The sequence below is a fragment of the Limnohabitans sp. TEGF003 genome (assembly GCF_055395455.1).
The window spans coordinates 3182873-3195794 of the sequence record NZ_AP029225.1; the positions used below are offsets into that span (position 1 = coordinate 3182873).

A 12922-nucleotide genomic window follows, 5' to 3' on the forward strand; every position below is an offset into this window, starting at 1 on the left:
CCTTATTGCGGCAATAGTCCAGCTGCTTGACGTAGCGCTGAGATAGACGCAGAGAACTCGATACGACTTAAAGCAGCTTGGCGTTGTGCCTCAACGGCTTCTACCTCGATGCGCAGTCGGGTTGGCAAATCGGATTCACCAAGCTGAAACGATTTCTCAAAGAAGGTGCGGGACTCCAAAGCCAATTTGGCTCTGCGCTCCGCCGCTTTGAGTTGAGCCTGTGCAGCATTGACTTTTGCTTGAGCAAAGTGCCACAGGGACTGTGTCCGATCGCGCTCCAAGGTCAATTGCGCTTGGGCTTGTGTTGCTTCAGCTTGGGCGTGAGCTACAACCGCCTCATACCTAGGGCCACCGCCAAACGGAAGTCGAATGCCTATCGTTATTTTTGAGCTGTAGGGATCTGCAAGATTGCCACGATCTCTGGATTTGGCAATCGTGAATTCTGGGTTCGCCCTTGTTCTGGTTGCGGCCAGTGCCATCGCGCGATCGGCAACATCTGAGCGCGCTTGCAGCTCCATCAATGCAGCATGGTTGCGTGGGTATTCAGCTGAAGGGATTAACTCTGGGCTGTCTGACAAATTCAGCGTTGAAAAACTTGTCGCACCAATCGATGCTTTGATCATCTGAATGGCAAGTTCCAAATTTGCTTGCGCCATGGCATACGCAGACTCAGCCACCGCAACGGCACCTTCAGCTTGGTGTTGATCCGATTGAGCTAAATCACCCGCCTTCACCCGTTTAGAAACATCTTCAGCTAAGCGTTTCGCATTGTTTAATTGATCCGTGGTGACATCTTTTTCGATCCGAGCACGGTGCAAATTCCACCAATCCTCACGGATTTGTCCAGCAACACGCAGTTGAGTTGCTTTAATTTGATGCTCTAAAGCGTTTGCCTCAGCTTCTGCAAGAGCAGAACTTTTGCTTCGTTGTCCGGGCAGCCACATCGGAACTGCGATTGCAATTTGTTGCTCTCGTTCGCCCGAATTTCTGCTCCACTGATCAGATTTTGAGTTCAGCTCTACGGCTGCTGGCTCTGGCGTCCATGCTGCTGCTGCACGCTTTTGGGCTTGCAATGCTTGTTGACGAGCCTCTAACGCTTGTGCTTCTGGTTGACGTGCCCAAGTGGCATCAAAGATATCTTTGACGCTCTGAACTGGCCGTGGCTGGTTGGTATTTTGCGCAAATACATGAAAGACACTGCACACTGAAATGGCAGCTACTGCACTCAGGCGCCATTTGAAATTCCATTTTTTGGTTCGGTACATCCGACTCTCCTAGGTTGTGAATAACCATGACATGGAGATCGGTAAGGAAGCTGCATCGACACGCGCAGCCGCTTGAGAACTGAAGCTCAGTTCTCAAGAAGTCGGCTGAAGCGGAGAATGGATTGAACTAACCTCACCGATCAGGCGAGGTGGTTCCACTGAGGTCGTTCTGGTCGTTCTATGGCAGAACGGAAAAGGAATTCGGCTTGGGTAGCCGTCACGTGCTCGGCGCCTTCTGATGAAGGCATTTGCTTCTGAGTAACCAATGCTGCGCAGCAACCAGCATGGCAACTGGCGCAATCTGTATCACTACCGTCCAGATTACTTACATTTGAGGTAGGCGCTTTGGTGTCGGACATGGAGTCGCCAGACTTGTGCTCGTGCTCATGATGACCGGGGTGTTGCGCTTGCGAGCTGACATCGCTTTCATGCTGGCAATAACCACTCACTGCAGCCCAAGAGAGCTGCAATGGCATAAAGACCAGCAAGAAAATGGCTATCAAGCGACGCATGGGCGGAAGTCTATCAGCAAAGATGGAAGACAAAGTTGGTTTTTCGTTGAATGCCCCATCTTCAATGCTGGGCTTTCAAAAGCCTCAGGCCATTGAAAACGACCATCAGACTAGCACCCATGTCGGCAAACACTGCCATCCACATAGTTGCATCGCCAAAAATCGCCAGCGCTAAAAATACGGCCTTGATACCGAGCGCCAAGCTGATGTTTTGCCAAAGCACAGCATGGGTTCGTTTGGATAATCGAATGGTTTCTGGCAGACGGCGCAGGTCATCATTCATCACCACCACATCAGCCGCCTCCATTGCGGTGTGCGTGCCAGCGCCTCCCATGGCAAAACCAATATTAGCTTTTGCCAAGGCAGGTGCATCATTGATGCCGTCACCTGTCATGGCCGTGACGCCAAACCGCTGTTGAAGCTCAGCAATCGCATCTAGTTTGTCTTCTGGCAGCAGGTTGCCTCTAACTTCATCAATCCCTGCTTGCGCTGCTACGGTATGCGCTGTGGCAATGTTGTCACCCGTCAACATCACGGGTGTCACGCCCATGGACTTCAACTCAGCCACCGCTTGTGTGGACGAGGGTTTGATGGTGTCGGCCACAGCACACAAAGCCATCACACGATTGGCATTGGTCAAAATGGTGACGGTTCTTCCCGCTTCTTCATGAACTTTGAGGCGATTCTCAAGTTCGGCAGAGCATTGTTGGCGCTCTTCGATCCAACGATGATTGGCCAACGCATAGGGATGCGCCTCAATGACACCTTGTACGCCACGACCTGCAACTGCTTGAAATTCAGTGACATCTCTTAGGTCTGCGGTGAGACCTTCGGCTATGGCTTTGGACACGGGATGGTCTGAACGAGCAGCAAGACTTTTGGCAATGCTTTGAATGTTTGCAAAATCTAAGCTTGTATCAATGGGTTCAAACGCCACTAATTTCGGTTTACCTTGTGTGATGGTTCCTGTTTTGTCTAGGGCTACCACCTTGATGCTTCTGGCTTCTTCAAGATAAACACCCCCCTTGATCAAAATGCCTCGACGTGCCCCTGCAGCTAAACCACTGACGACCGTGACTGGGGTGGAAATGACCAAGGCACAAGGGCAAGCAATGACCAAAAGCACGAGGGCTTTGTAGAGCGCTTGAATCCAAGTCCAGTCTGCAAGCCAAGGCATCAGTACAGCCACAGCAACAGCTAAAACAAAGACGGCTGGGGTGTAAATAGTTGCGAATTTATCCACAAACCGTTGGGTTGGGGCACGTGATGCTTGCGCTTGCTCGACGGCGTGAATGATGCGAGTTAAGGTGCTGTCCGAGGCCAGTGCCGTGACCCGAATTTCTAGCGATCCTGATTGATTGATGGTGCCTGCATAGACTTCATCACCAGCAGTTTTATCGACTGGCAAGCTTTCACCAGTGACAGGGGCTTGATTGACAGCACTGCTACCTGATATGACGACGCCGTCTAGGGCGATGCGTTCGCCCGGACGCACACGCACAGTTGCGCCTATTTCAACGGTCTTCACAGGGCACGGCACCCACTGCCCATCAGCTTGCAGAACTTCGGCGTGTTCTGGTGCAAGTGCCAGCAGGCTTTTGATGGCGTTGCGAGCACGGTCGACTGCTCGGGCCTCAATCGCTTCAGCAATGGCATACAGTGCCATCACCATAGCGGCCTCTGGCCATTGTCCGATCAGGAATGCACCTGTGACAGCGACGGTCATGAGTGCGTTCATATTCAAGCGCCCTCGAACCAATGCAGAAAGTCCTTTGCCGTATACCGAAAAGCCCGCCAAGGCGATCGCACAGGCGGCAAGTGCCATGCCTAGTCCCTTTGAAGTCAAGTCATCTGGCAACGCAAAAGCCAAACCCTCGGCGGCTAAAGACAATATCAAAGCACAAATCAACTTGCCCCATGAGTTCCAAAATCTATGAGAGGCAGCGCCTTTTGAATTTGCTTTATCACGCTCGTTGATCAAAGGCTCTGGTTTAAAACCCACTCTGCGAATGGCATCGATAGATTCGGCAACAACTTGTGGATCAGCGGCAATCGTCAATTCGCGAGCAGTCAGATCGAAGCGCAAACTTCGAATGCCTTGAATCGCTACCAACGCTTGACGAATTTCTGACTCCTCAGAAGCGCAGTCCATATTGGCAATGCGAAAACGCTGATCATCGTTAGTTAAACCAGCTGCACTGGGGTGCTCAAAAGTGACAGGCGTTGAAGCGCAAGTCGTCCCGCATTCGCAGGCTGATTGAGTTTTAGTTTGTTCTACTGGCGCTTTGACTGACATGACTGTTACTCCTAGTTGGGCAAATTAGAAACCCTATAGTCACTACAGAGTCAAGTGCATAGAATTTAATTTTCAAATCAGTTCTGAAAGGTGCCACATGAAGATCGGTGAACTAGCTAAATCTACCCAAACACAGGTGGAAACGATTCGGTATTACGAGCGAGAAGGGTTGCTACCTTCACCGCTGCGATCTGAAGGCAACTATCGAATTTATGGCCCCGAACATGCGGCTCGTCTGTCTTTTATCCGGAACTGCAGAAGTCTGGATATGACACTGAACGAAATTCGAACCTTACTGGCTTTCAAGGACGCACAGCAAGGTGACTGCGATGGTGTGAATGAACTGATCGATACACACATGGCGCACGTTGCGTCAAGGATAAAAGAGTTGCGAACACTTGAGCGCCAACTCAAAGAATTACGCGAAACTTGTATGGAAGCGCGGGCAACAAACCAATGCGGCATTCTTGCTGAGTTATCTGCACATCCACGCCAAGCAACTTTGAAATCAAAAAGCGTTTCAGGGCACATTGGTGGATTGCACTCAAAAAGCTTGTAATGTCTGAGATGGACATTAATTGGTCAATACAACTGGACGCGCTGGTCACGTTGCTGGACTGATTGGTCAACATCACTGGAATACGCAGCAGCCGTTTTCCTGTGATTCGGTGATCCTGAACTTGGCCTGAACGTTCAAGGTCTCAAGCCCTGTTTTTTGCTCTCGGGCGATGCCTGCGCCCAGCTCCACGTTTTGAATGGGTGCATAGGCTGGCGCGACAGTCCAGCTGCGCGAGCCGTTGGGTGCGCGCGTCCACCAGCCCTCCACATGGCCTTCGCCCGCATCGTTCACATTGGCGTCGTCCACTGTCAAGGGTCGACCCGCTTGTGCCTGCAGGGTGCACACCAGGCCCAACAAAAGGAAAACGACTTTGCGTTGCATTCCAAAACGATTCATGACGTGCTGCCTTGTTGAAGAAAAGGATAGTCGGTATAGCCTGTGTCGTCACCGCCATAAAAGGTCTTGCGGTCAGGGGTGTTGAACGGGCCCCCTTGCTTGAGTCGTGCGCCCAGATCCGGGTTGGCAATGAAGGGGCGGCCAAAGGCCACCAGATCGGCACCTTGGGCCAGCGCTTGTTCGGCCAGCGGCAGATCGTAGCCATTGTTGAGCATCCAGGCGCCCTGCCCCTTGGCCGCGGTGTAAGCCTGGCGCAGCGCGGCGTAATCAAAAGCCTGTGCACCTTGTTGGTGGTCGCGAGACCCACCGGTCGAGCCTTCGATCACGTGCACATAGGCCAACCCCATCGGGCCCAGCAAACGGGCCACATGTTCAAACAAGGGCTGGGGATGGTCATCGCTGGCATCGTTGGCGGGTGTGACGGGAGACAGGCGAATACCCGTGCGATCACCGCCAATTTCAGCCACCACGGCGCTCATCACTTCGTGTAGAAAACGGGCACGGTTTTCAATGCTGCCGCCGTAAGCATCGCCGCGCTGGTTGCTGCCTGAGCGCAAGAATTGGTCGATCAGGTAGCCGTTGGCTGCGTGCACTTCCACGCCATCAAATCCGGCCCCGATGGCGTTGGCGGCGGCACGGCGGTAGTCTTGCACGATGCCGGGCAATTCTGCGGCGTCCAGCGCACGGGGCGTGGAGGTGTCCACAAACTGGGCCTGGCCGTTGACCAGCAGCACCGTTTTGGTTTTGGCTGTGATGGCCGAAGGTGCCACAGGCGCAGCACCACCCGGCTGCAAGCTGGTGTGTGACACCCGGCCCACATGCCACAGCTGCATCACGATCTTGCCGCCCTCGGCATGCACGGCGTCTGTGACTTGCTTCCACGCGGCGACTTGCTCCTTGCTCCAGATGCCGGGCACATCGGCATAGCCTTGGCCTTGGTGGCTGATGGCGGTGGCCTCGGTGATGATCAGGCCCGCACCCGTGGCCGGGTTGGCGCGTTGGCGGTAATAAGTGGCCATGCGTGCGTTGGCCAGTGCGCCGGGTGCGCGGTTGCGGGTCAAAGGGGCCATCACGATGCGTGAGGCCAAAGCGATGCTGCCGACTTGGCAGGGTTCAAACAAGGAGCGCACGGGGACTTTCGACGAAGGTTGCAAAAGATCAAACCATGTCTAGAGTGACAAGGTATGGATTGATTGCCTATTGTCTATTCGTTATGAGGCCTCAGTGAGTTAGCCCCCTGAATCACAGTCCCGTCGGTATTCCTTAAACTAAGAAACAGGAATACGACCATGGATATGACTATGTCTTCAGCAACGCCCACCCGGGTTGAAGTGGTGACCAGCGTTCAGCGCCGCAGGCGCTGGACCCCCGAGCAAAAGCTTGAAATCGTCAAACAGACCAACGAGCCTGGCAACTCCGTCTCGACGGTTGCCCGGCAATTCGGCATCACAGCAGCGCAACTCTTTCAATGGCGAAAGGCCTACCTGCAAGGCTCACTGATGGCTGTGGGTGCCAACGAAACCGTGGTGCCAGCGTCAGAGCTTCAAGAGGCCATGCGCCGCATCAAACAACTCGAAGGCGCACTGGGCCGCAAGACTTTGGAGAACGAGATTCTCAAGGAGGCTGTGGACTTCGCCAAAGCAAAAAAGTGGATTGCGCGCTCGCCAGTATTGCCCGGGGGCGAGCAGTGAGGGCCGTCTGCCATGCCCTTAGCGTGTCGCGCAGCCATGTGTTGGCCAGACGAGATCGCCCGTGCGAATGGGCAGACTTGAGAAAGTCACCCCCACGCAACGATGACGCTGCCGTCAAACAAGCCATTGCCAACGTGGTCAAGGACCGCGCCACTTACGGCTACCGCCGTGTCTGGGCAAGGTTGCGATTGGAGGGATACGACCGTGTCAACCACAAGCGGGTTTACCGGGTGATGCGTGATGAAGGTTGGCTGCTGTACCGGCATGGAGAAAAGCCCGTCGACACCAGAAAGCACGAAGGCAAGGTGGCAGTCAAGGACAGTGACGTGCGATGGTGTTCAGATGGCTTGGAGCTGTCATGCGACAACGGCGAGAAAGTGCGGGTGGCGTTTGCGCTGGACTGCTGCGACAGGGAAGTCATGAGCTGGGTGGCTACCACCAAAGGCATCGATGCGGCCTTGGTGGGCGATTTGATGATGCAGGCGGTGGAAAATAGATTTGGTGCAGATGGCAAGCCGCCCAAGCCCATTGAATGGCTCACGGACAACGGCAGCTGCTACACGGCGGCCGAGACCAGGAGCTTTGCCAAGCAATTGGGGCTCAAGCCGGTGACCACACCTGTGACCAGCCCACAAAGCAACGGCATGGCCGAGAGTTTTGTGAAAACATTGAAGCGAGACTACGCGAAATTGGCCGAGAGGCCGGACTCGCAAACGGTGATGGCGCTATTGCCCAAATGGTTCGATGACTACAATTCTTACCATCCGCACAGCGCACTGGGATATCTGCCCGCCAAGCTGTTCAGGGCAAAACGAGCGGTAAATTAAACATACCGGCGGTACTGGGTTATGGGGTCAAGACCAGGCAGCCAAATCAGCACAGCAGGTAACCTCACCTTAAACGCCGGGCAAGACCTGAGCGCCAAAGCCGCCACCATCAACGCAGGCCAAGCCCTGAACGTGAACGCGGGCAACAACGTCAACATCACCACCGGCCAAGCCAGCCAAAGCCTGGACACGGCCAACCGGGTCACCAGCAAAGGCACGCTGTCCAGCCGAACCTTGAGCACCCGAGAAACCAGCCAAAGCACCACAGCGGTGGGCAGCAACCTTGAAGGCCAAAGCGTGAGCATCACAGCTGGCCAAGACCTGAGCGTTAAAGGCACCAACGTCCTGGCCGACCAGAGCGTCAACCTGAACGCCGGGCGCAACGTCACTATTGAAGCGGCGCAAAACACGCAAAGCCAAACCAGCTACCGACAAGAAACCAAAAGCGGCCTCATGAGCGGTGGCGGCATTGGCTTCACCATTGGCAGCCGCATGCAAAGCCTGGACCAACAAGGCCAAAGCACCAACGCAGCTCAATCGACCATCGGGGCGATCAACGGCAACGTGACCATCAAGGCAGGTGGGGCCTACACCCAGACCGGCAGTGACGTGATGACCCCCAAAGGAGACATCGACATCACCGCCAAGAAAGTAGACATCACCGAAGCCCGAGAAACCGGCAGCCAAAGCACAGAACAAAAGTTCAAGCAAAGCGGCCTGACGGTGGCCATCACCAGCCCGGTGCTGTCGGCCCTGCAAACCGTGCAAAGCCAACTGCAAGCCGCAGGCAACACCGGTTCCGGTCGCATGCAAGCCCTGGCCGGGGCCAACGCGGCGATGAACCTCAAACAAGCAGCAGACGCCATCAAAGCTGGCCAAGGCGACGCCAACGGCGTGGTCAAAACGGGAGCCCAGAACCCAGACGGCAGCCCCAAGACCAACCCAGACGGCACACCAGAAACCGCACAAGGCAACGCCGCAGACAAAGCAGGTGGCATTGGCATCAGCATCAGCGTGGGCTCCAGCAGCAGCCAGTCCAAGCAAAGCTCCAGCGCAGACAATGCCCGTGGCAGCACACTGACGGCAGGCGGCAACGTCACCATCAAAGCCACAGGCGATGGACAGGGCAGCAACCTCACGGTGCAAGGCAGCAGCATCCAAGCCGGGCAAACCACCACACTCAAAGCCGACAACCAAGTGAACTTGCTGGCCGCACAAAACACCACCAGCGAGAGCAGCAGCAACCAAAGCAAGAGCGGCAGCGTGGGCGTGGCCATCCAGTTGGGTGCAGGCGGGGGCGGCATGGGTTTTACGGCCAGTGCCAGCAAAGCCACAGGCCAAGGCGCGGGCAACGGCGTGACCTACACCAACACGCAAGTGGCGGGCAATACGGTGAACATCGAATCGGGCGGCGACACCACCTTGACGGGTGCACAGATCATCAGCGCAGGCATGAGCGGAGTGGGCTTTGGCAGTGACAGCGGCAATGCCGCGAGCACGACTACAGCAGGCATATCTATACCTACTGCATTGTTTTCAATAAATGCCCGGGGTGGCTTTAGTGCTTTAGGCATTTGAAGGATGCGCAAGCTGAGCGGTTAGGCCCGAACCCGAGTCTCGAAGTCGTCTTGCGCGCTGAGCACCTGTCTTCAGCCGCGATAAAAGTCAACAGACATTCAATCCGTATAGCCAGGGTTTTCGCGGCCCAGCTTGCGCAGCAGCGAAGGCCAAACAAACGCACCGCCCAAGCCACCCGTTTGCACGCGCATGGCGTTGGCCACGCCATCCAGAATTTGAGGGTTCACCGCCGTGAGGTCTTTCGGGCCCGCTTGCCCGGCCAGCGCGTCGACCTGAATCCGGCAGGTGTTTTCAAACGTGTACATCGACAGGAATGCATCGGCAATGGTTTTGCCCACGGTGAGCAAGCCGTGGTTGCGCAGCACCAGGTAATTGGCCGAGCCCAGATCGGCTTGCAGGCGCAGTTTTTCGTCGTCGCGGATGGCCACGCCTTCGTAGCCGTGGTAGGCCAGTGAGGCCAACACAAAGGTGCTTTGCTGGCTGATGGGCAATACGCCATGGGCCTGGGCGCTGACGGCCACGCCCGCCCGGGTGTGGGTGTGCAGCACGCAACCGGCATCGGGCCGTGCTTCGTGCACCGCGCTGTGGATCACAAAACCCGCCGGGTTCACCGGGAACGGGCTGTCATGCAGTTTGTTGCAAGCCATGTCCACCTTGACCAGACTGGATGCTGTGATCTCGTCAAACATCAGGCCATAGGGGTTGATCAGAAACTGGTGGTCGTCACCTGCCACCGAGTGTGGCAGCTTGGCGCTGATGTGGGTGAACACCAGATCGCTCCAGCCGTACAGCGCCACCAGCCGGTAACACGCGGCCAAGTCCAGCCGCAGCTGCCATTCGTCGGGGTGAACGCTGTCTTTCAAAGAAGGAATCTCAAACGCCATGGCCGTGCTCCGAAAGTCAAAAATTTCAGCTTACCCATGAACCGTCGGCGCTCATGACGTCTTGGTGACTGGCGCAGCAGCGCCGCTTCAGATATCCGGGCGAGTGAGCTGTTCAAGCCGGGTGAGGTAAATTCGCGCAAACTGGCCCTGATCGTCCAGCGGGCCACACATCTCCACATTAGCTTGCAGTTGCCCACACACTGCAGGCCGTTCGGGCTGGCCAAATATTTTGCAGCGCAGCTGCTCGTCGAGCTGGATGCAAGGCACGCCTGCGGGTTTGCCGCTAGGCATGCCCGGGATGGGCGAGGAGATGGACGGCGCCGTGCAACAGGCCGCGCAACCGGATCGGCAGTTCAGGCTCATCGGGGCCACAGCGCCCACAGTTGCAGGGGCTGCTTCATGCGCCCTGCCAGCTCACCCGCTGTCGGGCCGGAGCCTGCGTAGTAGTCGGCCCGCACCGCGCCCACAATGGCGGTCCCAGTGTCTTGGGCCAATACCAAGCGGTCAAGCCGGGTTTGCGGGCCGCTCGATTTGAGCCACACAGGGGTGCCATACGGAATGCTGCTGCGGTCCACCGCGATGGAGCGCTCTGCGGTCAAGGGCACGCCTTGTGCTCCTTTGGGGCCTGGTGGCACCGTGCCAACAGGCAAGGCTTCTTCCTTGAAAAAAACCACACGGGGGTTTTGCCACAACAACTCGTTCACACGCGAGGGGTTGCGGTCAATCCATGCTTTGATGCCCGGCCACGAGGCGTCGCGAATCAGGTTTTGGTCCAGCAGCCAGCGGCCAATGCTTTTGTAGGGTTGGTCGTTGGTGCCCGCAAACGCCAGCCGCACCATGCGTTGCCTGCCATCGGGTTCGCGCACATGGATCAGGCCTGAGCCCTGAATATGCAGCACCATGGCGTCAACCGGGTCGGCCAGGTACACCAGGGCCTTCCCGCGCAAAGCGGCACGCGCTTGCGGCAGGGTGTCCATTTCCTGTCGGGTGTACCAGGGCTTGCGTTTGTTCAGGTCGGCAGGCGGGCCATAAAGCGGCACTTGAAAGCCGGGGCGCGCCTGGCGTTCGGCGTTCAAGACGGGCTCGTAGTAGGCGGTCAACAAGCCCTCGCTTTGCTGGGTGTGTGACTCCACGCGGTAGGGCTGCAATTTCTCGCGCAGCCATTGGCGTTGCGTTTGCACAGGCGCCTGTGCCAGTTGCCGAACTTCCGGGCACAGCGCAGCCCAGGCGGGACTGGGGCGGGTGCAGCTTTGCACCCATGCAGGCCAGGCTTCGTGCACCGCGTCTTGTTCCAGTCCGGGCAGTTCGGACCAAGGCACCGGAACCCAGCGGCTTTTGGCTTGCACGATGACGGGGGGCAGCGGCGTCACATCCGCAGTGGGTGGCGTGGCCAATGGGCCGCTTGGGCTGGGCTCATCCAGCACGGGGGCGACCGAGCAAGCGGTCAGGCTGCCTACAATCGCAGCCAACAGCCAGCGGGCACCCGCGCGGCGAACATTCAGAAATGGGAACTTGATCATGGCGCTTATTTTGCTGGAAGCCTTGTTGGCCCTGGTGCTCTTCGTCGTGATTGTGTGGTGGACCATGTTTTCCGGGCGAAACAAGGGCGAATTGCCACAGGCCGATCCCATGCCTGCAGACAAAAAAGACCAGGACGAACCCAAGGCCTGATCGCGGCGCTGAGCGAGGGCTCAGTCCAGCAGCGTTCCGGCGCCTTCGAAACGCTGGGCGTAATAGCGGTTGCTCAGCTGGTCCATGCGCACACCGGTTCGGGGGTTGCTGGCGTGCACAAAGCGGCCGCCGCCCACATAGATACCGACATGCGAATGCCGTGCACCCAAGGTGTTGAAGAACACCAGATCACCCGGCTGAATGCGGGTGCGGTCAACGGGTCGCGATTTTTGGCCCAGATCGGCCGAAGTGCCCTTGACGGGCAAACCGGCAGCCTCCCGATAAACATGCGAGACCAGACCTGAACAGTCAAACCCTGTGGCAGGCCCCCGGCCACCCCAGCTGTAAGGCGTGTCCAGCAAGGACATGGCAAACAAGGCCAGGTCGTTGCGTTTGGGGTGGTAGTCGGTGCTGGCGGCGGGTGTGGGCTCGGATGCCAGCTCTGGCGCACGGGTGGGCTCTGAACGGTGGTCTGTCAACACCGGGGCAGAGGAGCAGCCTGCCATCAAAAGAGCCAGGCCTGTGAGGGTGGCGATCAGGCCGGTACGGGTGCGCGCTGGGATGGGAAGGGTCATGTCCGGGGTCTGGCTCATGTCAGTGTTCGCATCAGGTTGGCCAATTCGACAGCCGATTTGACTTCCATTTTGTCAAAAACGCGCGAGCGGTGCACCTCCACCGTGCGCACGCTGATGTCGAGTTGGTCGGCGATCAGCTTGTTGGGCAGGCCCTCCACCACCAGGCGCATCACATCGCGCTCGCGCTCGGTCAACTCGCCCAGGCGCGATTGCAAAAAGTCCTGCTGGGTGCGTGCATTCAAGCGATCCTGAGACAAGCGCAGCGCCTGTTCCACCCGATCGACCAGGGCGTTGTCCGAGAAAGGCTTTTCACAAAAATCAAACGCACCGCGTTTGACGCTGTCCACCGCGGTGGGCACATCCGCATGACCGGTGAGAAAAATCACGGGCCAAGCCTGCGCGACGCCGCTGGCTTGCAGGTGTTCAAACAAGGCCAGGCCGCTCATGCCCGGCATGCGCACATCCAGCAAGATGCATCCGGCTTGCTGGGGCAAAGGGCGGGGCTGGGTCTGTGAAGCCGCCGTCTCCAGCATCTCCAAAAAAGCTTCGGCGCTGTCGTAAGACTCGCTGAGCAGGCGCCGTGTGCGCAGCAACCAGGCCATGCCTTCGCGCACGCCAATGTCGTCGTCCACGATGTAGACCATGCTGTCAAAAGGGGGTTGCATGGC

Annotated in this window: 14 protein-coding genes; 4 read left to right on the top strand and 10 right to left on the bottom strand. The window is 57.2% G+C overall.

All coding sequences use genetic code 11. The features are described 5' to 3' along the window. Window positions 1–2: 2 nt before the first annotated feature. From ACZ5RT_RS15170 to ACZ5RT_RS15180, 3 genes are all read right to left on the bottom strand, one after another. Window positions 3–1265 carry a TolC family protein gene (locus ACZ5RT_RS15170; protein WP_464453010.1) on the bottom strand — a complete coding sequence of 421 codons (1263 nt, stop codon included), beginning with the start codon at window positions 1263–1265 and terminating at the stop codon, window positions 3–5. Window positions 1266–1405: 140 nt separating this feature from the next. After that, entirely contained in the window at window positions 1406–1777 is a 372-nt protein-coding gene (gene czcI, locus ACZ5RT_RS15175; protein WP_464453011.1) for a cation efflux protein, CzcI family, read from the bottom strand. Between the two features lie 61 nt (window positions 1778–1838). Next, window positions 1839–4073, bottom strand: a complete 2235-nt coding sequence (locus tag ACZ5RT_RS15180; protein ID WP_464453012.1) for a heavy metal translocating P-type ATPase — start codon at window positions 4071–4073, stop codon at window positions 1839–1841. 97 nt (window positions 4074–4170) lie between these two features. Between ACZ5RT_RS15180 and cadR the strand changes: the two genes are divergently transcribed. Beyond that, window positions 4171–4632, top strand: coding sequence for a Cd(II)/Pb(II)-responsive transcriptional regulator (cadR, locus tag ACZ5RT_RS15185; protein ID WP_464453013.1), 462 nt, complete (start codon window positions 4171–4173; stop codon window positions 4630–4632). Between the two features lie 72 nt (window positions 4633–4704). Here the strand turns inward: cadR and ACZ5RT_RS15190 are convergent, their stop codons facing one another. Continuing rightward, window positions 4705–5028 carry a hypothetical protein gene (locus ACZ5RT_RS15190; protein ID WP_464453014.1) on the bottom strand — a complete coding sequence of 108 codons (324 nt, stop codon included), beginning with the start codon at window positions 5026–5028 and terminating at the stop codon, window positions 4705–4707. After that, a complete protein-coding gene (locus ACZ5RT_RS15195) occupies window positions 5025–6158 on the bottom strand; it encodes an alkene reductase (RefSeq protein WP_464453015.1) in 1134 nt (377 codons plus the stop codon). The genes ACZ5RT_RS15190 and ACZ5RT_RS15195 overlap by 4 nt, the downstream gene beginning before the upstream one ends. Before the next feature lie 171 nt (window positions 6159–6329). Between ACZ5RT_RS15195 and ACZ5RT_RS15200 the strand changes: the two genes are divergently transcribed. After that, window positions 6330–7546 (top strand): IS3 family transposase gene (locus tag ACZ5RT_RS15200; protein WP_464454228.1). Its coding sequence is split into 2 segments (ribosomal slippage): window positions 6330–6660 and window positions 6660–7546, totalling 1218 coding nucleotides; the frame shifts between segments, so codons are not numbered across the junction. A 21-nt stretch (window positions 7547–7567) separates the two neighbouring features. Then, window positions 7568–9124 (top strand): hemagglutinin repeat-containing protein, encoded by a 1557-nt coding sequence (locus tag ACZ5RT_RS15205; protein ID WP_464453016.1) that lies wholly within the window; start codon window positions 7568–7570, stop codon window positions 9122–9124. A gap of 98 nt (window positions 9125–9222) precedes the next feature. Here ACZ5RT_RS15205 and ACZ5RT_RS15210 read toward each other — a convergent pair whose 3' ends face one another. The 3 genes from ACZ5RT_RS15210 to mltA all read right to left on the bottom strand — a co-directional run bounded on the left by ACZ5RT_RS15210 (window position 9223) and on the right by mltA (window position 11594). Further along, window positions 9223–10008, bottom strand: coding sequence for a class II aldolase/adducin family protein (locus tag ACZ5RT_RS15210; protein WP_464453017.1), 786 nt, complete (start codon window positions 10006–10008; stop codon window positions 9223–9225). A gap of 87 nt (window positions 10009–10095) precedes the next feature. Next, window positions 10096–10365 carry a YkgJ family cysteine cluster protein gene (locus ACZ5RT_RS15215; RefSeq protein WP_464454229.1) on the bottom strand — a complete coding sequence of 90 codons (270 nt, stop codon included), beginning with the start codon at window positions 10363–10365 and terminating at the stop codon, window positions 10096–10098. Between the two features lie 2 nt (window positions 10366–10367). After that, the gene (gene mltA / locus ACZ5RT_RS15220; protein ID WP_422170077.1) at window positions 10368–11594 is read right to left on the bottom strand and encodes a murein transglycosylase A; all 1227 of its coding nucleotides are present in this window, start codon (window positions 11592–11594) and stop codon (window positions 10368–10370) included. On the opposite strand from mltA, the gene ACZ5RT_RS15225 reads away from it, so the two are divergent. Then, the gene (locus ACZ5RT_RS15225) at window positions 11527–11679 is read left to right on the top strand and encodes a hypothetical protein (RefSeq protein ID WP_291929543.1); all 153 of its coding nucleotides are present in this window, start codon (window positions 11527–11529) and stop codon (window positions 11677–11679) included. The two genes, mltA and ACZ5RT_RS15225, sit on opposite strands and share 68 nt — an antisense overlap. A 20-nt stretch (window positions 11680–11699) precedes the next feature. On the opposite strand, the gene ACZ5RT_RS15230 is transcribed toward ACZ5RT_RS15225, so the two are convergent. Continuing rightward, window positions 11700–12254 (bottom strand): C40 family peptidase, encoded by a 555-nt coding sequence (locus ACZ5RT_RS15230; RefSeq protein WP_464453018.1) that lies wholly within the window; start codon window positions 12252–12254, stop codon window positions 11700–11702. Between the two features lie 14 nt (window positions 12255–12268). After that, window positions 12269–12919 (bottom strand): response regulator transcription factor, encoded by a 651-nt coding sequence (locus ACZ5RT_RS15235; protein WP_422170081.1) that lies wholly within the window; start codon window positions 12917–12919, stop codon window positions 12269–12271. Between the last annotated feature and the right edge of the window lie 3 nt (window positions 12920–12922).

What these genes read in the sequence shown, in the direction of transcription:
- ACZ5RT_RS15205 (WP_464453016.1), top strand. Translation starts at nt 7,568, where the DNA reads ATGGGGTCAAGACCAGGCAGCCAAATCAGCACAGCAGGTAACCTCACC.
- ACZ5RT_RS15170 (WP_464453010.1), bottom strand. Translation starts at nt 1,265, where the DNA reads ATGTACCGAACCAAAAAATGGAATTTCAAATGGCGCCTGAGTGCAGTA.
- ACZ5RT_RS15180 (WP_464453012.1), bottom strand. Translation starts at nt 4,073, where the DNA reads ATGTCAGTCAAAGCGCCAGTAGAACAAACTAAAACTCAATCAGCCTGC.
- mltA (WP_422170077.1), bottom strand. Translation starts at nt 11,594, where the DNA reads ATGGTCCACCACACAATCACGACGAAGAGCACCAGGGCCAACAAGGCT.
- ACZ5RT_RS15235 (WP_422170081.1), bottom strand. Translation starts at nt 12,919, where the DNA reads ATGCAACCCCCTTTTGACAGCATGGTCTACATCGTGGACGACGACATT.
- ACZ5RT_RS15210 (WP_464453017.1), bottom strand. Translation starts at nt 10,008, where the DNA reads ATGGCGTTTGAGATTCCTTCTTTGAAAGACAGCGTTCACCCCGACGAA.
- ACZ5RT_RS15230 (WP_464453018.1), bottom strand. Translation starts at nt 12,254, where the DNA reads ATGACCCTTCCCATCCCAGCGCGCACCCGTACCGGCCTGATCGCCACC.
- czcI (WP_464453011.1), bottom strand. Translation starts at nt 1,777, where the DNA reads ATGCGTCGCTTGATAGCCATTTTCTTGCTGGTCTTTATGCCATTGCAG.
- ACZ5RT_RS15225 (WP_291929543.1), top strand. Translation starts at nt 11,527, where the DNA reads ATGGCGCTTATTTTGCTGGAAGCCTTGTTGGCCCTGGTGCTCTTCGTC.
- cadR (WP_464453013.1), top strand. Translation starts at nt 4,171, where the DNA reads ATGAAGATCGGTGAACTAGCTAAATCTACCCAAACACAGGTGGAAACG.
- ACZ5RT_RS15190 (WP_464453014.1), bottom strand. Translation starts at nt 5,028, where the DNA reads ATGAATCGTTTTGGAATGCAACGCAAAGTCGTTTTCCTTTTGTTGGGC.